The following is a 19,244-nucleotide window of genomic DNA, read 5'->3' on the forward strand; positions in this document are numbered from 1 at the left end:
AAAAAGCCGATGGATTAACCATCGGCTTTTTTTCATACCAAGAATTAGAGTGAAGCCTGATGTTTGTCAATCAGCGACGCCATTGCCTCCTGCGCGCGCTGCTGTACATGCTTGATACTATCCTCATGGCTCATAGCCTCAACGACCTCGTAGTAACATTTCAGCTTGGGCTCCGTACCAGAAGGCCGTACAACAACCCGCGACTCGTCATCGAGATAATAAATCAACACATCACTAGATGGCAGATCGATATCCTCAGTGCGACCATCGGCAAAGCGGCGGACTCCCAGCTTCAAATCTTCCGTCATCTCCACAGCCCGACCCGCAATACATAGCGGAGGATCAGCTCGCAGCTGATCGCCAACAGAGGCTGCCCCCGGTGCTAGCGCAATGCTACGCTGCTCATTGAGATAATAACCATGTTCACGGTAAATGGACTCAAGTCGATCCCAGACAGTATGCCCATTGGCAGCAAGTTCTGCCGTCATTTGTGCAAAAGCAACTAGCGCCGACAATCCGTCTTTATCCCAAACGGTGTTGCCAACGGTATAGCCCAGTGCTTCCTCATAAGCGAAAAGGAACTGCTGCTCTTGGGTCTGTTGCTCCATGGCCACATTGGTCAGCCATTTGAATCCGGTCAATGTCTTATAAAAACCAGCCTCCAAAGCCGTCGCGATCTTCTCAAGCAAGCTAGAAGACACGATTGTCGTGCCAACCAACTGCTGCTCAGGTACCGAGTGGGTCAACAAATAATGACCGAGTAACACTCCCACCTGATCACCTGTCAGCATCTTGTACTCACCGTCTTCGGTTCGCACGGCAACGGCAAAGCGGTCTGCATCAGGATCATTGGCACAAGCCAATATCGCACCATGGGCTGACGCTTCTGCGATAACCATATCCATCGCCCCCGGTTCTTCGGGGTTAGGGAAATTAACGGTCGGGAATCGGCCATCAGGCTCACGCTGGGCAGCCACACTATACACATGAGCAAATCCTGCATCAGCTAACAAGGTTTCTGCCATGTCCGCTCCGACACCATGCATCGCTGTATAGGCAAGGCTAATATTGGCCGGCTCTGTATGGTTTGCCAAATAAGGGCTGTTATTCTGCGCTTTACGATACGCGGTAAAATAATCGTCATTGAGCCATGTAAGTAAGCCTAGGCGCTCAGCATCTTCAAGGCTATTCACCGGCAACACTTCTTGTGATGCAAGATCTATTTGTTCTGCAATACCCGAGTCATGTGGCGGGATAATTTGCGCACCATTGCCCCAATAAACTTTAAAGCCATTGTAAGCCGGTGGGTTATGGCTTGCTGTCACCACAACTGCAGCAGCAGCATTAAAATGGTGAACCCCGAAAGCAACGACAGGCGTTGGTGCAACCTTAGCGGTTAGGTAAACGTTAATGCCTAGAGCCGTCAGCATGCTTGCCGTATCCTGGGCAAACTGACGTGAGTCAGGGCGACCGTCATAACCGATGACAACCCCCCTAGATGCCGCACTATTGACCGTATCAAGCAAATAGCGTCCCAGTCCGATCGCTGTTTCCTGAATCACGAGCCTATTCATTCGGTTAGGGCCCGCACCCACGATTCCCCTCAACCCAGCAGTACCAAAGGCAAGCCGAGTTGAGAATCGGTCCTCAATCTCTTGTTTATTATTATCATCAAGAAGTTGTTGAAGCTCCTGACGAGTAACTGGATCAGGATCTCGAGCCAGCCAAGTTGATACATCAGTAATCATTGCGGAACGTCCTTTCTTTAAAACTGCAACTAGTATAGACAACAGCCTTCTCCAAGCGACTTCAATCTAAGAGATTCCACCAATGGGCCTCTGAAACTCAGTCTATGGATGGCCGCTATACTACTGTACGTTACCAACAACTTACATGATAATAATTATCAATACCATCAATATTAACGGTTTACGTTTCTTTTGGACAAAAAAAATCCAGCCCTAAGGCTGGATTTTCTAAATCAATCGAAAAATTAATCTTCGAAACGAGGCTTACGATCGCGGCGTGGGCCACCGTGGTTACGCTCACCACGGAAAGTGCCACGGTTGTCACCGCCACGGTTGCGGTCGAAACGACGCTCGCCACCTTCACGGTTACCATCACGATTGCCATCGCGGTTGCCGTCACGGTTACCACGGTAACCACCACGGTTGCCATCACGATTACCGTCACGGTTGCCACGGAAACCACCACGGTTACCGTCACGGTTGCCATCACGGCCTCCACGGCGGTGCTCACGAAGTACGTCATCTTCAACAACAACAGCTTTAACTTCGTTCTGACGGATGCGTAGCTTCTTAAGCTGTGCAGCAACGTCTTCTGGCATCTTCTTAGGAAGCTGAACATAAGTGTGCTCAGGAGCCAGCTTGATAGCACCGATGCTATCTTTGTTCAGGCCTAGTTCGTTAGCGATTGCGCCTACGATATCTTTAACCTGTACACCTTGCTCACGGCCAACCTGTAGCTGGTATGTATCCCAGTCAGCAGTGTTGAAAGTACGACGCTCACGACGCTCACCACGTTCGCCACGCTCACCGCGGTCATCACGACGACGGTCACGACGCTGCTTATCACGCTCGATCGCAGCAACCATTGGGTCTGGACCTTTGTAGAACAACGGACGGTTGCCCTGCTGGCGCTGAAGAAGCATCGCAGCTAGAGTCTGAGTGTCCACTTCGATAGTTTCCTGAAGCTTCTCGATCAGCTCAACAAATGCTTCAAGGCTGCTTTCTTCTTTCTGAGCAGCAAGCTCTAGACCTAGGCGGTTCAAGCGTGCTTCTGCAACAGCATCACGAAGTGGAAGTTGGATCTCTTCCATGCGAGATTTAGTCACGCGCTCGATAGTACGCAGCATGCGGATCTGGTTAGTACGAACAAGTAGGATCGCCTTACCATCACGACCAGCACGACCGGTACGACCGATACGGTGGATGTATGATTCTACGTCGAATGGGATATCGTAGTTAAATACGTGTGTAATACGTGGCACATCAAGACCACGAGCAACAACGTCTGTCGCAACTAGGATATCAATCACGCCACGTTTGATATGATCAACGGTACGCTCACGTAGTGACTGAGGAATATCACCGTGAAGAGCTGCAGCTTTGAAACCACGAGCAGATAGCCAATCAGCCAGACGCTCAGTATCCTGACGAGTACGTACGAATACGATAGACGCATCAGTATCTTCAGTTTCAAGAAGACGCATCATTGCTTCGTCTTTCTCTACACCTTTAACAACCCAGAACTGCTGCTCAACCTGAGCAACTGTACGGTTTTCACCAGCAACGTCGATGCGAGCAGGGTCACGAAGGAAACGGTCAACGATCTCTTTAACCATTGGAGGCATAGTTGCAGAGAAAAGAACACGCTGAGCAGACTCAGGAGCCTGTTCCATGATCCAAGTTACATCGTCAACGAAGCCCATCTTCAGCATTTCGTCAGCTTCATCAAGAACGAAAGTGTGTACTTCGTCAAGGTGCAGACGGTCGCGAGTGATAAGGTCCTTAACACGGCCAGGAGTACCAACAACAATGTGAGCACCTGACTTAAGTGCGCGCATCTGATCAACGATTGATGCACCACCGTAGATTTCAAGTACCTTAAGACCGTTAACGTTCTGGCCTAGGTTCTTGATTTCTGCCGCAACCTGAATCGCTAGCTCACGAGTAGGCGCCATAACGATCGCCTGAGGCTTATGCTGGTTCAGGTTTAGTTTGTTAAGTAGAGGTAGAGAGAATGCTGCTGTCTTACCAGTACCTGTCTGAGCTTTACCCAGCGCATCAGTACCAGTTAGAAGTAGAGGAATTGACGCCGCCTGAATTGGAGTCGGCGCAACAAAGCCCATTGAGTCAAGTGCGGATAGTAGTGAGTCAGCCAGTTCTAGCTGGCGAAATTCTGTAACAGATTCTTGCATTGGGATCCCAATAAATAATCTAACTAAAAACGGGGCCCCTACTGCTATATAAGGTTCTGCAACAGCAACCACAAGCACGGGCCTCGACATATGAGGCGCGCATTGTGCGCCATTACTTGATAAAAAGCCAGAAAAAATTGAGCGAGGTCACAAATTAACTTTCAAGGACTTATTATTTATACAAATAGCTTAATCAACTAGCCTAGCTCTCTAATTTATAAATATATTTTACCAATAAATAGAAAAATATGACATTTAGTTTATGAATTATAATGCAAACAAACAGGCAGCCAACGACTAAAAGCGGTTCAACGTCAGATCACAACATGTTACCTGAGCTCGCCCTTGTGCTTTTGCGCGATACAGTGCAGCGTCAGCACCTTTGATCAGCACGCAGGAATGTTCTGATTGTGCCATTTCAGCACTCCATTTTTCATATTCTCCCGGTTCAGGCCTATGCGATGAATTTACAGTCGCCTTGCTCGGCCGAATCACACAGCACCCTGCACTTATGGTCACTATGCCCGCATCACTTGCCTTATGTTCTATGGCCAATGCGGCCACCCCATCAACCATTGACTGTGCGAAAGCCACCAGCTGTTCCATCGACATGCCCGGTACGACACAGACAAACTCTTCACCACCATAACGCGACAATACTGCATTTTTATAAGGTTGAATTTGCGATTTGAACAAAGCCGCAATTTTCTTCAAACATGTATCACCATGAAGGTGACCATAGCTATCATTGAAAGCCTTGAAATGATCAACATCTAACATCACCAGCCCAAGCATTGAATTGTCGGCTTCTGCAGCGCGCCAAAGCCGCTTGTACGACAGGTCAAAGAAACGCCGATTTGCCACACCTGTCAGCCCGTCTTGCATCGACCAACGCTCAAATTTATGGTTGGCACGCTCAAGGGCCTTGTTTGATGCCAACAGTTCTTCCGTGCGGCGCATGACCCTCTCTTCCAACTGCTGGTTGAGCTGTTTCAATTCTTCGTACTGACGACGAATCACAATTTGTTGCCCAAGAGATGCACCAAACAACTTGAAAATCTCTTTCTGGTGTTCGGTAATTGGCCTTCGGTTGATCAGGTTGTCCGCCGCTATCCAGCCAATACAGCAATCGCCATTCCACATAGCAATCATTGCATTCCACCCGGTCCCAACCTGCTCTGTACCGTAATAGAGCGGCGCATCTTCTTTCACCACCACATAATCTTTCCGACTCAAGGCTTCATTGACCAAAGGGTGATCCGGAATCGCACTGCAGAACGAACGGCGGCACACCAAATTACCTTCTGGATCCGTTCCAAACGTCCCACGCATTTCATTTTTATCAAAATCGATCAGAAACACAGCCATACGATCAATACCGAGCTTCTCACGACCCAACTTCACAGCAGTTTGATAAAAATCATCATTTGTCTCAGCTTTGGCCAAGCACAAAGTCACCGTATGCAAATTCTTGAGCAGCTCGAGATAATGGTTCAATGACTCATTGCGGAGTGCTAGCTCTGCCTCAACATCACGACGACTTTGATGCTGCTGGAGAACCTCCTGCATCAAAATACGGGCGCTAACATCCGAAGCCAGTACCATCAGCAGATCTTCAACTTCTTGCTTTCTAGCTTCCAGCTCACCCAGCTCAAATGTCTCGGCACAGATATAGCCCACAGCCCTATCATGCATCCGAATCGGCAAGACTAACTGATACCATTGTTCAAAATGCTCAGGCGACACATTTTTATAAGAGTGATTGATAGGGGTACAGATAAACCGCCCACCGTCCCTCGCCTGTCGAAGAGAGAGCAATGGCACCCCTTTATATTCATCAAGACTTAATGTGGGGCAGTAAAATCTAAAATCCGTCCCTGTTCCGCTTGCTATGATGCGCGTCTCATTTTGCTGCTCGATCAACAAGGTCATCTTTTGCAGGTGGAATTCTTCTTGAATCGTTTCCAACAGTACTTGACACCATTGTTCCATATTGGATTGTCGAACTAACTTGTCGACTAACAGTTCAAGAATACTGTTTTTTTTATTGTTCATTCTCTACCTAGCCAGGTCCCGTAGATAAGCCTTGTTTTATTCATCTAAACAAAGGCTAAAAAAACACGCTGATATCCCATCGGGAAAACATGTTGTTCACGCTATATACCTCCCCTTATATCTTATTGCCCGACTCTTTGCTCGCGAGCAGTTTCTATATTTTGATCAAAGTAATAGCTATAACCACATCATGAGGGACTAATTTCGCAAAGTGCAACAAGTATCACACATCAAACTGTGCAACATTACCTAGTGGGTACGCATTTTTATCTCATCATCTGCTGATGCTTGGTTTTAGCGACTGAAATCTTTATAGTGTCAGGGTCAATAACCTGAGACCGGGCATAATGTTTCAAGATAATCCTTTACTCGCACAGCTAAAAAAACAGATCCAAGAAACCCTGCCAAAGAAAGAAGGCAGCATCAAAGCAACGGACCGTGGCTTTGGCTTCTTGGAAGTGGACAATAAAGAAAGCATCTTCATTCCACCAAACTACATGAAAAACGTCATGCACGGCGACCGTGTCATGGCAGTTATCCGTACCGAAAAAGAACGTGAAGTTGCCGAGCCACAAGAGCTACTGGAGCAGTTCATCACACGCTTTATCGGTCGCGTTAAACTTATTCGTGATCGTCTGCATGTTGTGCCTGATCATCCACAGCTAAAGGACGCAATCAAGGCTCGCCCAGTCAAAGGCCTGAATCCTGAATTGCTAAAAGAAGGCGATTGGGTTGTCGCTCATATGACCCGCCACCCTCTTGTCGGTGACAACAAAACGTTTTTCTGTGAAATCCGCGAAAAAATCACTGACAGCAACGATAAGATTGCACCGTGGTGGGTAACGCTTGCACGTCATGACCTGCCAAACGCAGAGCCAGCACCGCAGGAAAACTGGTCGATGCTTGATGAAGGCCTTGAGCGTCAAGATCTCACAGCTCTGCCTTTCATTACGATTGATGGCGAATCAACCAAAGATATGGATGACGCCCTGTACACGGTAGTGAACGATGATGGCAGCTTTGAGCTGACCGTCGCGATTGCCGATCCAACCTCCTATATTGCCGTTGGCGATAAGATGGATGACGAGGCTCGTCAGCGTGGTTTCACGATCTACCTACCTGGCCGTAATATTCCAATGCTTCCTCGTGAACTCAGCGATGAGCTATGTTCTCTTATGGAAGACGAAACACGCCCAGCTATTTGCTGCCGCGTAACCGTGGATCAAAACGGCGTTATCAGCGATGACATCACCTTCTTCGCAGCATGGATCAAATCACAAGGCCGTCTTGCTTACGACAACGTTTCAGATTTACTTGAAAATGGCCATTGCGATAATTGGACACCAAGCGATGTTATCCTTGAACAGGTAAAAGCACTACAGAGCTTTGCTAATGCACGTAGTGACTGGCGTTCAAAGAATGCTGTCGTCTTCCCAGACCGCCCAGACTACCGCTTCGAACTCAGCGAAGATAACGATGTCATCGCTATCCATACTGATCCGCGTCGTACAGCTAACCGCATGATCGAAGAAGCGATGATCACTGCCAACATCTGTGCGGGGCGCGCGCTGAAAGAAAAATTCGGGCTGGGTGTCTACAACTACCACAACGGTTTCAATCCAGAGAAAATTGATGCCGCAATGGACTTCCTCAAAGACGCAGAAGCGCCGTTTGAGAAAGAGCAACTGCTGACGCTTGAAGGCTTCAGTGCTTTGCGCCGTTGGTTGAACTCTCTAGATTCAACCTACCTAGACAACCGTCTGCGTAAGTTCCAGGCGTACAGTGAAGTCGGCAATACACCAGCCCCACACTTTGCGATGGGTCTTGATGTTTACGCGACGTGGACATCACCGATTCGTAAATACGGCGATATGATCAACCACCGCTTGCTAAAAGCACTGATCACTGGCCAAGAGCCTTCACAAAAGCCGGATGACAGCGTAGGCGAAGAGATTGCGGGACATCGCCGTAGCCACCGCATGGCAGAACGCGACGTGGCAGACTGGCTATACGTTCGCCTGCTGAAAGATGCGGTGAAAGCAGAAACGGTATTTACGGCTGAAATCTTTGATATCAACCGTGCGGGTATGCGTGTTCGCCTGCTTGAGAACGGTGCGGCCGCGTTTATTCCGGCTCCGCTGATCCTTGACAACAAAACGCGCATCGAATGCAACGGTGACCTTGGCATTATCAACATCGACAAAGTGAAAGAATACCAACTGGGTGATCACTTTGAAGTAGTATTGGCCGAGGTACGTGATGCTACACGCCAGCTTGTTGCCAAACCGGTGAAGCAGTTCCCTGCCCCAGAAGCAGAGAATAAGCCTGAGCAAGAAGCACCGGTGACTTCTGAAGACAATGCCGCTTAAGCGACCGTCTTCAATACGCTAAACTCTAAGGGCCAGCAATGCTGGCCCTTCTTTTATTCATAACTATAAGTAACTGTCAGCTATGTCAAAAACCTGCCCCATCACGGCTGCTAAAGCCACTGAGCAATGGCTCGAAGATGTCGTCATCGGACTGAACCTTTGTCCTTTTGCGGCTAAACCGCAGCGCAACCAGCAAATCAAAATCCACGTCAGCCAATCGAACGACGAAGCAACGCTGCTTGAGGAAATCTACGGACAACTGCGCGAACTCGATGAAACGCCTGTTACAGAGCTGGAAACAACGCTGGTTGTCACTCCCTATCTTTTCAAGGCATTTGACGACTACAACCAGTTTCTCGACCTTGTGGATGCACTGCTCATTCAATGCGGTTACGAAGGAACATATCAGGTCGCTAGCTTCCACCCTGATTATTACTTTGCAGGAACACATCCCGATGATGCAGAAAACCTAACCAACCGCTCACCGTATCCTGTTTTCCACCTGATCCGTGAAGCCAGCATGGAAAAAGTTCTCAAGCACTACCCAGATCCAGAAGGGATACCAGAACGAAATATAGCTCGAGTAGAATCTCTTACTCCGCAAGAAATTAAGCAACTGTTTCCTTTTCTGAAATAACCTTTGCTACTCATAACTTATTTTTGTTATGACATAAAAAAACCCGAGCATAATGTTCGGGTTTTGTTACCAATAAACCTACTTATAAAAATAAAAAGTAAGCCCAGCTATGCAGTAACGCCAATAAATCAAGCTCATCAACTTCCTAACAGATCGGCGGCCAAACCAACGTTAAGATCAGAGCTAGGGAGATGCTTGCAAGTGAGAACAAGCATATTTTTCTTATTTATAAAACACTCAAGATGCTTTATACACATTATCTTATCAGTCCTTGAATATAAGTAAAGACTACACTCGTTAATTTACCCAATAAAATAAACACTTGTGTACTGATAAATAAAGACATTATGCAACTTAACGACGGATATTATTAACTAGCTAAAATATACCCCAATGATATATATCAAAGTCAATTCACAAAAACAAAAAAAAGCCTGCATATGCAGGCTTTTCACTTATTGATTGGAATCGTAAATTATTAACCCTTCACGCCACCAGACGTCAAGCCGCCCACCAAAAACTTCTGGGCCAGCAAGAATACGGTCGTAATTGGAATGGCAGACAATACAGCGGCAGCGGCAAAATCACCCCATAGGTAGTTCTGCGGGTACAGATACTGCTGCATACCTACGGCCAACGTATAATTATTGACATCCGTCAGAAGCAGCGACGCTACAGGCACCTCTGTCACAACACCGATAAACGACAGGATAAAGACAACGGCTAGGATTGGCACAGATAGCGGCAGCAGCACTAAACGGAATGCCTGCCATGGTGTCGCGCCATCAAGCGCAGCCGCTTCTTCCAAAGATCCATCAATCGTTTCGAAGTAACCTTTGATTGTCCATACATGTAGCGCGATACCGCCAATATACGAGAAGATCAAGCCACCGTGCGTATTAAGCCCTAAGAACGGGATATACTGGCCAAGACGATCGAACAATGCATATAGGGCAACCAGTCCTAGTACCGCAGGGAACATCTGAAAAATCATCATCCCCTTCAGGATCACACTCTTGCCTTTAAAACGAAAACGGGCAAAGGCATAAGCACTGGTTGTTGATAGCGCAACGATAATAACCGACGTAATACCTGCAACTTTCACTGTATTCCAAAGCCACAGCAGCACAGGGAATGGCGGAGGTGTCACACTGCCATCACTGTTGGTGACCGAAAACCCTAGCGCAAGACGCCAGTGGTCAAGGGTCGGATTGCTAGGAATCAATTCACCGCTGGCAAAGTTACCTTCACGTAGCGAGATAGCAACGATCATCAGTAGCGGGAAGATTGTCGCCGCAAGGAACAGGCAAAGTCCGATATGCGTTGCCCAAACCCGGTACTTCAAAGATTTTGGTTGAACCATTGGCATGACGTCTCTCCTTAGTCCTGCTCAAGTGCTGTTTTGGTAAATTTAAGATTAAGCAGTGCCATACCGCCGACCAGCAAGAAGATAATGGTCGCAATCGCACCCGCCAGACCGAAGTCCTGGCCGCCGCCGCCTTCAAAGGCAATACGGTAGGTGTAGCTAACCAGCAAATCGGTGTAGCCTGCCGGCTCTGATGTACCGACCATATTAGGACCACCGGATGTTAGAAGCTGAATCATTACGAAGTTGTTGAAGTTAAATGCAAAGCTAGCAATCAACAGTGGCGTTAGTGGCTTGGCTAGCATAGGTAACGTAATGGTAAAGAAATTCTGAATCGGGCCGGCACCATCAATCGCAGAGGCTTCATACAGATCATCAGGAATGGATTTCAACAAGCCCATGCAGAGGATCATCATATAAGGGAAGCCCAGCCACGTATTTACAATGACCACCATCACTCGGGCCATAATAGGATCTGAGAACCACGATGGCTTAATTCCAAACACACCTTCTAGCAGCATGTTTATCTCACCAAAACTCTGGTTGAACAGACCTTTGAAGATAAGAATGGAAATAAATGACGGTACAGCATAAGGCAGGATAAGTAGCACTCGGTAAATACCACTTCCCTTCAGTGGTTCCCACTGCACGATACAGGCCAGTACCATACCCACAGCCAGAGTCAATGATACAGCCAAGAAAGCAAATACAACCGTCCAGATAAAGATGCCAAAGAAAGGTTCTTTGATACCGTCATCGGTCATCACACGTTCAAAGTTCTTACCGCCAACGCCCACAACAAACCCAGGAGAAATTGGCTTATCGATAAATTTGCCATCAGCATCAACAGGCTGGTAGAAACCAATTTCCATGTTTGGCTTATAAAGCTGCTCGGTACGGTTGTTGTACAGTGACTCGCCATCTTGCTGAAGCGTAAACAGCGGCATTTCTGCAGCAAATTTACGTAGACCGCTCATACGGATCTCTTCACCGCTTGGCATGGCCAACTCAACCTTGTTCAAGTTGCTGCGGTTAGCAATAATGGTTTTGATGATCTCTTTTTGCCCTTTCACTGCACCAACTGAATGCAACTTCATCGCCACATCAGAAGGTGGATTGGACAAATCGAACACATCTGATGCCAGTAGCCCGCCATCTGCCTTAATGATCAACTGGTGGCCATTGTCGACTTTGTAAAGATCAAAGCCATAGCTAGAGCCCGACAAAAATGTCCTTTGCTGTAGCACCGACTGGGCTCGCTCAATTGACAATTGGTTATTCGCACTGTAGTTAGTAAAGGCCAGTCCAACAGTATAAATCAGAGGGAAAATAACGAAGACAAGCATCCCGGCGATACCTGGATAGATATAGCGGTGCTCGTACGTTTTGTTACTACCGAAAATGTAAAGAGCCAGTGCTGTTAGAATAACGGTAAGAAGCGCAAAAGGTATTTCCCCTTGTGCATACATCAACACAGTAGCATAACCGTTAACAGTACCGATCATGCCGAGTAGCGACCATTTCAGCCACTTTCGATAATTTAATTTTGGGCTTTCCTTTGCGGTTTCCAAAAGCCCTGCACCTTGAACTGACTGCATCTCAGCACCTTGCTAGCAAAAAGACAATGAAGTGTGAAGGGAGGCATCCCCCTCCCTTCGGGTGTACTTATTTAATTATTTAAGCATTTGTTTCGCAGCTGAATCCAACGCGTCATTCACGCTCTGGCGACCGTCAACGATATTCTGGATTGCATTACCTTGCGCATACCAGAATGCTGTCATTTGAGGGATGTTTGGCATGATCTCGCCGTTCATCGCGTTGTTCATTGTCGCCGCGATACGTGAGTCCTTGTCCAGTTTCTGCTGGTAAGATTTCAAAGCAACAGCACCTAGAGGCTTGTCGGCATCAACCTTCGCCAGACCTTCATCCGTCAGCAGGTAGTTTTCAATAAACTCAACTGCCAAATCACGGTTAGGAGAAACAGCACTGATACCAGCCGTCAACACGCCGACGAAAGGCTTAGATGGGTTACCATTGAGCTTAGGCAGCAGAGTAACGCCATAGTTAATGCCAGACTTTTCAATGTTGCTCCAAGACCATGGACCATTGATTGTCATTGCCACATTGCCTTTGTTGAACTCAGACTCAGAGATGCTGTAGTCCATGTCAGCAGAAATCACTTTCTGGTCAACAAGCTGCTTAATGAAAGTCATACCGTGCTTAGCACCGGTATTGTTGATGCCCACATCTTTTGCATCATAGCCATTGGCGGTGTACTTGAATGCATAACCGCCATCGGCAGTAATTAGCGGCCAAGTGAAGAACGGTTCGCGCAGATTCCACATGATGGCTTTCTTACCATCTTTTTGCAGTTTCTTATCCAGCGCCGCAACGTCTTCCCAGTTGGTTGGAGGCGTTGGAACGAGGTCTTTGTTATAAATCAGAGAAAGTGCTTCAACAGCAACAGGGTAGCCAACATACTTACCATCATACTTCACCGCATCCCACGTAAAATCGATGATCTTGTCTTTCATCTCAGGCGATGGGTTGATTTCTGACAGAAGGCCAGCCTTAGCATAACCGCCAAAACGGTCGTGAGCCCAAAATACGATATCCGGGCCATCGCCAGCAGCAGCAACCTGAGGGAAACGCTCAGCCAGGTTGTCAGGGAACGCAACCGTTACCTTAACGCCAGTGTCAGCTTCAAATTGCTTACCCACTTCTGCCAAACCGTTGTACCCCTTATCACCATTAATCCAAATGGTAAGTTGGCCTTCTTCAATGGCCGCGTGGGCACTGAATGAACCAAGAGCTGCTAGGGTACATAATGCGACGGTGCTGAGGACTTTCTTCATTATTAACATCCTTCATGATTGTTATGTGGTTTGCGTAACGACTGTAATGCAACGCAATTTTCAGGGTGTATCTTCCACCAGGGCTACGCATCTAGCATCCTCCTGCTGACTACGCCCCCAGCCACAAAGACTCAAAACCGTGATCTCCATCGTCGGAGCAAGTGACGGAGATCTAATAATGAAGCACAGTTGTGATACGGCGCACATGGTAATTGGATTAATCCGTGTGTTCAGCCCCCCAAATTTCAAAGTGTGATCTGGGCACTCCTCCCCCCCTCATCCCCCCAACAAATTTATTCATAAGGAGGATGTTTTGCCGCTGTCGCTAGGCAAAAATAACACCATACCCAATGGGTAGTTGAAGATGCTTTTTACTGTTCTGCTTTATGTGCAGTATCCACAGTAGCCACTTTTATTAGACGACAGCACCGTACTTTTTCTTGGGGAAGTAAATAGTGCGGATTAAGTCGAGGTAGCAGCTTCGTTATCATGAATAATGATGCTGCTACCCGTTTTTTTGTCATCATATCTTCAGCACAATGAATTCTTTACCGACAAGGCCCAGAACGCATAAGATCCGGCCTTGCTGGCAACAACAAACTTAGAGGAATAGGCTCGATGGCGAGTGTTACTTTACGAAATGTATGTAAAGCATATGGAGAGAACCTGATTTCCAAAAACGTTGATCTCGATATTGCCGAAGGCGAATTCGTGGTCTTCGTAGGGCCATCAGGCTGTGGTAAGTCTACGCTTCTACGTTGTATTGCAGGTCTAGAAGATATCACCTCAGGTGATCTTTATATCGGCGAGCAGCGCATGAACGATGTACCACCATCGGAACGCGGTGTCGGCATGGTATTCCAATCGTACGCACTCTACCCTCACCTTAACCTGTTTGACAACATGTCCTTTGGTATGAAGCTTGCCAAAGCAGACAAGGGCGAAATTAAGAAGCGTGTTGACCACGCGGCAGAGATCCTGCAGCTAGGCCACCTGCTAGACCGTAAGCCTAAGGCTCTGTCTGGTGGTCAGCGCCAACGCGTTGCCATCGGCCGTACGTTGGTATCCCAACCAAATGTCTTCCTGCTCGACGAACCGCTGTCCAACCTTGATGCGGCACTTCGTGTACAGATGCGTATCGAAATTGCCAAACTGCACAAGCAACTCGGCTGTACCATGATTTACGTTACCCATGATCAGGTTGAAGCAATGACCATGGCACAAAAAATCGTGGTGCTAGATGGCGGGTACGTTTCGCAGGTGGGTAAGCCACTTGAACTCTACCACTACCCGCAAAACCGCTTCGTTGCCGGTTTCATTGGCTCACCGAAAATGAACTTCATGAGTGTGTTCATCGAACAGGTTGAAGACGAGCGTGTTATGGTTCAAATGGCCAATGGACATGCCTTCTGGATCCCTGTTGATGGCAAAACCGTTACCAAGGGCGACCGCATGTCAATGGGCATCCGTCCCGAACACCTCGTTTCGGCAGAAGAAGGCGACGCCGTTGTTGAAGGTACAGTACAAGTTGTTGAAAAGCTGGGTTATGAAACTCAAACCTACCTGCAGCTTGATCAAATGGATGCTGATTTCATCTACCGTCGTCCTGATACTTTGGATGTTGAAGCGGGTGACAAGTTCAAAGTGGGCATCCCTGCCCATCGATGCCACCTGTTCCATCGCGATGGGGCTGCGTGTCGCCGCCTGTATCAAGAACCAGGCGTATAATAAATCACACTCGTATTCCCAAAGGCGCTGTTTTCAGCGCCTTTTTTATATTCAAGCAACGACGATACCCTCCATGACTATTGACCCTCGCACCAAACGCTATGATCCTTCGCGCATGATCATCATGAATGATTTTGTGATCCCCCAATTAAACCGCAAGCGCACTATTCGTATTTACTTACCCGATGGCTACGAACAATCACAAAACCACTATCCCGTAATTTATATGCATGACGGCCAAAATGTTTTCGAGCCATCACTTTGCATCAGCGGTATGAGCTGGCAGGCAGGAGAGAGTATTGACGCCGTCCAGCGGGAAACCTCATTCTCTGGCGCAATTATCGTTGCGGTTGACTGCAGCGGCGAACGTGAGGCCTTTGGCCGCAGGGATGAATACTCACCTTGGCCTTATCACCCAGAGCCAGAGCTTACAAACTGGGAGCAAAGTGCCATTCCTCAAGGTGGCGATGGAGAGAAATACTGCCAGTTTATTGTTGATACCCTGAAGCCTTTCATCGACAACCAATACCGGACATTGCCACAACGAGAATATACCAGTATCGCGGGGAGCTCTATGGGCGGGCTAATCAGCCTGTATGCCCTGCTGCGTTATCCATCGATTTTTGCCAATGCCGGCGTGTTTTCACCTGCTTTTTGGTTTGCCAGTCAGGCCATTCGCCAATTCATTCACGATACCCCCGTCGAGCACCCCGTCAACATCTACATGGATATCGGAACGGCAGAGAGCAGCGACCACAACATAAGCATATTCCCCCATATTTATCAAAAACACGCCGCTGCCATTGCCAACCAGCTTTCTTCACACAGCCCGAAGATTAACTGCCAGTTCCACATCATTGCCGATGCTATCCACAGTGAATCAGCCTGGGCGCTTCGCTTTCCTGCAATGCTGGCGTTCTTCTTCCCCGGCATATCGCACGATTCCCTCCAAGAGCTGGATTCGAGTATCTTTCATTCCTACACTGAAAAAGGGTGATCGTTTCAGCCGTGGGTAACGTAGATTAATCGGCTCTTTCTCGAAATGGAGGATCATACAATGAGCAGCCATGACAGAATTGAAGACATTGAACAGCGTATTGATATGGCTTACCAAGAGGGTGACTTCCAGCAAGCCAAAGCTCTTGAAGCTAAACTCCGACGATTAAGGGGGGCAAGCAACAACAATTACGATCAATGTGAACCGTATTCACTCGAAGGCAGGGTCTATATGGATGACGACTAAGTACCCAGTATGACTCTCTCATTCCCCCTACCTCAATGAAGGTAGGGGGACTGCTCTCTCTTCCTATTCAAAAGTGTGATCCTCTTCAGCCATTCGATTTACTGTATAAATCTACATCTGGAATCAGAATCCAAATCAAAGAAAGCATAAAATTTCACTAATACACTGCCCACAGGACATAATAAAAAGGAACTACAATGGGCGCTACCCATTCACCACGCATCGGGATCATTGGTGGACTAGGCAATGAAGCCATGGTCGACCTGTTGAAAAAAATTCAGACTGTTACCCACGATACGCCACCAGCATTCATTGCCTTTGGCAATTCACGTCTGGCCTATAAACCGGAAGAAGTCGGCAAGCACTGGCAACCAGAGGATCTGCCAGAACAGCGACGGGTTGATACCGCCCGCTACACGCTTCGGCTCATGCAGCACCTCGGTGTCGATTCGCTAGGGTTAGCCTGTAACTGTGCACATTCTCTGTTCAGAGAATTACTGCAAGACATCCCCCTGCCGTTTGTTGACATGCTCAAGCAGACTGCAACCACCCTAGAGGGAACATCAAGCAACGTCCTTGTCATGGGGGTTGATAGCCTAATACATTCGGGCCTCTACCAAAGCGCGTTGACCGAAAAAGGCGTGACCTCCACCAGCACCAATCCAGAAAACCAAAAAAAGGTCATGGCCGCCATATATGACCCGGAGTTTGGTATCAAGACAGCCAAAATCACCGAACAGGCTGAACGCCTGTTGTGTGAGGTTATTACCGACGAATGCACTCGTCAGCAATGCAAGCTGGTTGTATTAGGATGCACAGAACTCCCGCTCGCCCTTACCTCAGAGAGTTGCCAACGCTTCAAACAAAATGGCTGGATTCCACAAAATATCGACGTCATTGATGCCTCCAGCGTACTAGCACAGGCTTTGGTGGATGCTATCTCGCCGCAGAATTCAGAAAACGAGGGTAACGGTCTAGCCCAACCGCTCAGCCTCTTTGCAGGAAATAACCTTGACTGGTTCCCACCATTAACCTTCAAAGTTAACAGTCTAGAGCAAGCCATCGATATACAGCAGGCCATTTTTGACTCTTGCTGTGACTACCTTGCCAAGCAAGGCAAAGGCATCACAGGTAGTTATTGGCACCTTCCGACCCTATTCTTCAGCCAGACAGAAACGGATATAGAGCAATCACTCTCAGAATTAGGCATTACCGCACATTCCGGTGGTTGCCAACTTTCTGAGCTAATGGACAACGTGCTTCCGGCATTTTATTCATAGCCAATTACCGTATCCATAATAGGCAAAAGCCGGTCTTTTTATCGACCGGCTTTATATACCCCAAATCGCTCGTTTTAGTTAACGACAGACCTTATTTCACTTCTGTTATATCACTAGGCTTCCAGCTACCGTCATACCAATGTTCAAGCGGGCCATACATCCTTAAGATGGCAAACCACCCTTTTTCGGGTACCGTCTGGATCCAGTTCGCGTCCTTTCCGTCAGGCGCGGTAGGACCAAAGTACAGGTCAACCGAACCATCAGGGTTTTCGATCATTTTGTCACGCTGGTCATTCTTGCTTGGGAACGGCTGGCTCGTTTGGAGTTCTGACCGGGTCTGCGTATCGTAGACAACCACCGACCAGAAGTTCTTCGCAGGAACGTTTGCCGGTATAGTCAGTCTATAATTTTTACTGCCCTCAAAGAACTCACCCTCACCCGTCTTGTCTACAATGGCATATTGCGAGCCTTTACCTACCATTTTTAGCGCCATTGCGGGAGTATTGACCGTGGCCATGTAAAAGAAATATGTTCTGGCATCTAAATTTCGCCCCCCGTTCCCCCCATCAATTAACCATTGATAATCTTTGCCGATAAATGCCGTTTTCCAGTTACGGTCATCCCAGATATATGCATTTTCGGTCCGGGGATTGAACATCAGCGCTCGCGCAGTCGCGTTACCGATCGCCGCCCCTTCTTTGAGGATCTTCCGCATCCGGTCATCCGGCTCAAACGGTTTGCCTTTCTGAATACCAATTGTCGCAATTAACCCGCGCAGTTCAGGGTCAATAAATTCAACCGGCTCTTTATCAATAACAACCTTAATCTCATCGTAAAAATGCTCGTCATTGGCATGAATGGTATTAAATGACTTGCCACTCCCGGAAACGAAGGTCATCTTTGGCGGGTTGTCTTTCTTGGCTAATGGGTAAATCTTCAGCCCCGAGTGATAGGCATCCACCGCGGCATCCGTCTTGCCATCTTTCAAAAATCCACGGGCAATAAACCAATTTACATAGCTGGTGGACCGAGACACATGGTATCCCTCAGGTATATCCCCCTCATAGTTGGGAGGAAGAATCAGATACTTACCACCTTTTCCACGATCTGGCCCTACAACCCCCATGTCAGTTACAAACCGAAAGAAGGCATCATTGACCGTTGTCGGCCCCATCCCCGGGGGGATTTCCACCACTGTCGGCCCATCTTTTTCAAGATCAAGAAAGGCTGATGCATACACCGTATCCGTGTTGCCGGTCAGAAACAGGGGATTGGAATCCATTAAGTTATCGAACAACATCACCTGATGGGACTGTTTCACCCCCATCTTCTGATGCCCGATCCGTAACGCTTCTAACGATGCCATGGGAATCGCATTCAGGAAAACTTCCGTCGCGCGCATTGTATCCAGATTATCGTACAACCGCTCCATGGTCTGCTGGCTAGGTACACCGTCTTTGAAGTGCAGAACACCGAGGTGGGTTTCAACCTTATCCGGCGTCATAATGCTGGCTGGAATCTCGGTGTTATACACGCTATTCGCTGCAAGTACGGATGAAGAAACCAATATACCTGTCAGCAAAGCAACATATTTCAGTTTGGCCTTTAACATTTGCATTCTCCACGTGACGGTCATATCCAAGCAACCTCAAGAGGCTAAAGGTTGTACAAAACCACCTTATCTAACGTTAGAAATCAATATTGAGTTTCGCGATTATCAAATATAAAAAAACCTGCCAAAGCAGGTTTTTTTATATTGGGGTTCAAACAA

The 19,244-nt window shown here is 47.7% G+C and carries 13 protein-coding genes; 6 read left to right on the forward strand and 7 right to left on the reverse strand.

Annotated elements, in window-relative coordinates; translation table 11 throughout:
* Positions 1-44 precede the first annotated feature (44 nt).
* From ACSF8X_RS20310 to ACSF8X_RS20320, 3 genes are all read right to left on the reverse strand, one after another.
* Positions 45-1,748, reverse strand: a complete 1,704-nt coding sequence (locus ACSF8X_RS20310; RefSeq protein ID WP_500851251.1) for a phospho-sugar mutase — start codon at positions 1,746-1,748, stop codon at positions 45-47.
* 245 nt (positions 1,749-1,993) lie between these two features.
* The gene (locus ACSF8X_RS20315) at positions 1,994-3,940 is read right to left on the reverse strand and encodes a DEAD/DEAH box helicase (RefSeq protein ID WP_500851252.1); all 1,947 of its coding nucleotides are present in this window, start codon (positions 3,938-3,940) and stop codon (positions 1,994-1,996) included.
* Positions 3,941-4,237: 297 nt separating this feature from the next.
* Positions 4,238-5,995: a sensor domain-containing diguanylate cyclase gene (locus ACSF8X_RS20320; protein WP_500851253.1), complete on the reverse strand. Its 1,758-nt coding sequence runs from the start codon at positions 5,993-5,995 to the stop codon at positions 4,238-4,240.
* 347 nt (positions 5,996-6,342) lie between these two features.
* Between ACSF8X_RS20320 and ACSF8X_RS20325 the strand changes: the two genes are divergently transcribed.
* Together ACSF8X_RS20325 and ACSF8X_RS20330 are read left to right on the forward strand one after the other, a co-directional pair.
* Entirely contained in the window at positions 6,343-8,364 is a 2,022-nt protein-coding gene (locus tag ACSF8X_RS20325) for an exoribonuclease II (protein ID WP_500851254.1), read from the forward strand.
* Positions 8,365-8,446: 82 nt separating this feature from the next.
* Entirely contained in the window at positions 8,447-9,001 is a 555-nt protein-coding gene (locus tag ACSF8X_RS20330) for a DUF1415 domain-containing protein (RefSeq protein ID WP_047878216.1), read from the forward strand.
* Positions 9,002-9,479: 478 nt separating this feature from the next.
* Here the strand turns inward: ACSF8X_RS20330 and malG are convergent, their stop codons facing one another.
* The 3 genes from malG to malE all read right to left on the reverse strand — a co-directional run bounded on the left by malG (position 9,480) and on the right by malE (position 13,222).
* Positions 9,480-10,370, reverse strand: a complete 891-nt coding sequence (malG, locus tag ACSF8X_RS20335) for a maltose ABC transporter permease MalG (RefSeq protein WP_047878217.1) — start codon at positions 10,368-10,370, stop codon at positions 9,480-9,482.
* Positions 10,371-10,381: 11 nt separating this feature from the next.
* Positions 10,382-11,965 carry a maltose ABC transporter permease MalF gene (malF, locus tag ACSF8X_RS20340; protein ID WP_500851255.1) on the reverse strand — a complete coding sequence of 528 codons (1,584 nt, stop codon included), beginning with the start codon at positions 11,963-11,965 and terminating at the stop codon, positions 10,382-10,384.
* Between the two features lie 75 nt (positions 11,966-12,040).
* Positions 12,041-13,222 carry a maltose/maltodextrin ABC transporter substrate-binding protein MalE gene (gene malE, locus ACSF8X_RS20345; RefSeq protein ID WP_047878219.1) on the reverse strand — a complete coding sequence of 394 codons (1,182 nt, stop codon included), beginning with the start codon at positions 13,220-13,222 and terminating at the stop codon, positions 12,041-12,043.
* A gap of 618 nt (positions 13,223-13,840) precedes the next feature.
* On the opposite strand from malE, the gene malK reads away from it, so the two are divergent.
* The 4 genes from malK to ACSF8X_RS20365 all read left to right on the forward strand — a co-directional run bounded on the left by malK (position 13,841) and on the right by ACSF8X_RS20365 (position 17,473).
* Positions 13,841-14,950: a maltose/maltodextrin ABC transporter ATP-binding protein MalK gene (malK, locus tag ACSF8X_RS20350; RefSeq protein WP_047878220.1), complete on the forward strand. Its 1,110-nt coding sequence runs from the start codon at positions 13,841-13,843 to the stop codon at positions 14,948-14,950.
* 73 nt (positions 14,951-15,023) lie between these two features.
* Positions 15,024-15,947 (forward strand): alpha/beta hydrolase, encoded by a 924-nt coding sequence (locus ACSF8X_RS20355; RefSeq protein WP_500851256.1) that lies wholly within the window; start codon positions 15,024-15,026, stop codon positions 15,945-15,947.
* A gap of 60 nt (positions 15,948-16,007) precedes the next feature.
* Positions 16,008-16,193 carry a hypothetical protein gene (locus ACSF8X_RS20360; protein ID WP_047878221.1) on the forward strand — a complete coding sequence of 62 codons (186 nt, stop codon included), beginning with the start codon at positions 16,008-16,010 and terminating at the stop codon, positions 16,191-16,193.
* Positions 16,194-16,390: 197 nt separating this feature from the next.
* Positions 16,391-17,473: an aspartate/glutamate racemase family protein gene (locus tag ACSF8X_RS20365; RefSeq protein WP_500851257.1), complete on the forward strand. Its 1,083-nt coding sequence runs from the start codon at positions 16,391-16,393 to the stop codon at positions 17,471-17,473.
* A 91-nt stretch (positions 17,474-17,564) separates the two neighbouring features.
* Here the strand turns inward: ACSF8X_RS20365 and ACSF8X_RS20370 are convergent, their stop codons facing one another.
* Positions 17,565-19,085: a DUF1254 domain-containing protein gene (locus tag ACSF8X_RS20370; RefSeq protein ID WP_500851258.1), complete on the reverse strand. Its 1,521-nt coding sequence runs from the start codon at positions 19,083-19,085 to the stop codon at positions 17,565-17,567.
* Positions 19,086-19,244 lie beyond the last annotated feature (159 nt).

The organism is Photobacterium panuliri, assembly GCF_059920555.1.

What these genes read in the sequence shown, in the direction of transcription:
- ACSF8X_RS20310 (WP_500851251.1), bottom strand. Translation starts at nt 1,748, where the DNA reads ATGATTACTGATGTATCAACTTGGCTGGCTCGAGATCCTGATCCAGTT.
- ACSF8X_RS20315 (WP_500851252.1), bottom strand. Translation starts at nt 3,940, where the DNA reads ATGCAAGAATCTGTTACAGAATTTCGCCAGCTAGAACTGGCTGACTCA.
- ACSF8X_RS20320 (WP_500851253.1), bottom strand. Translation starts at nt 5,995, where the DNA reads ATGAACAATAAAAAAAACAGTATTCTTGAACTGTTAGTCGACAAGTTA.
- ACSF8X_RS20325 (WP_500851254.1), top strand. Translation starts at nt 6,343, where the DNA reads ATGTTTCAAGATAATCCTTTACTCGCACAGCTAAAAAAACAGATCCAA.
- ACSF8X_RS20330 (WP_047878216.1), top strand. Translation starts at nt 8,447, where the DNA reads ATGTCAAAAACCTGCCCCATCACGGCTGCTAAAGCCACTGAGCAATGG.
- malG (WP_047878217.1), bottom strand. Translation starts at nt 10,370, where the DNA reads ATGCCAATGGTTCAACCAAAATCTTTGAAGTACCGGGTTTGGGCAACG.
- malF (WP_500851255.1), bottom strand. Translation starts at nt 11,965, where the DNA reads ATGCAGTCAGTTCAAGGTGCAGGGCTTTTGGAAACCGCAAAGGAAAGC.
- malE (WP_047878219.1), bottom strand. Translation starts at nt 13,222, where the DNA reads ATGAAGAAAGTCCTCAGCACCGTCGCATTATGTACCCTAGCAGCTCTT.
- malK (WP_047878220.1), top strand. Translation starts at nt 13,841, where the DNA reads ATGGCGAGTGTTACTTTACGAAATGTATGTAAAGCATATGGAGAGAAC.
- ACSF8X_RS20355 (WP_500851256.1), top strand. Translation starts at nt 15,024, where the DNA reads ATGACTATTGACCCTCGCACCAAACGCTATGATCCTTCGCGCATGATC.
- ACSF8X_RS20360 (WP_047878221.1), top strand. Translation starts at nt 16,008, where the DNA reads ATGAGCAGCCATGACAGAATTGAAGACATTGAACAGCGTATTGATATG.
- ACSF8X_RS20365 (WP_500851257.1), top strand. Translation starts at nt 16,391, where the DNA reads ATGGGCGCTACCCATTCACCACGCATCGGGATCATTGGTGGACTAGGC.
- ACSF8X_RS20370 (WP_500851258.1), bottom strand. Translation starts at nt 19,085, where the DNA reads ATGTTAAAGGCCAAACTGAAATATGTTGCTTTGCTGACAGGTATATTG.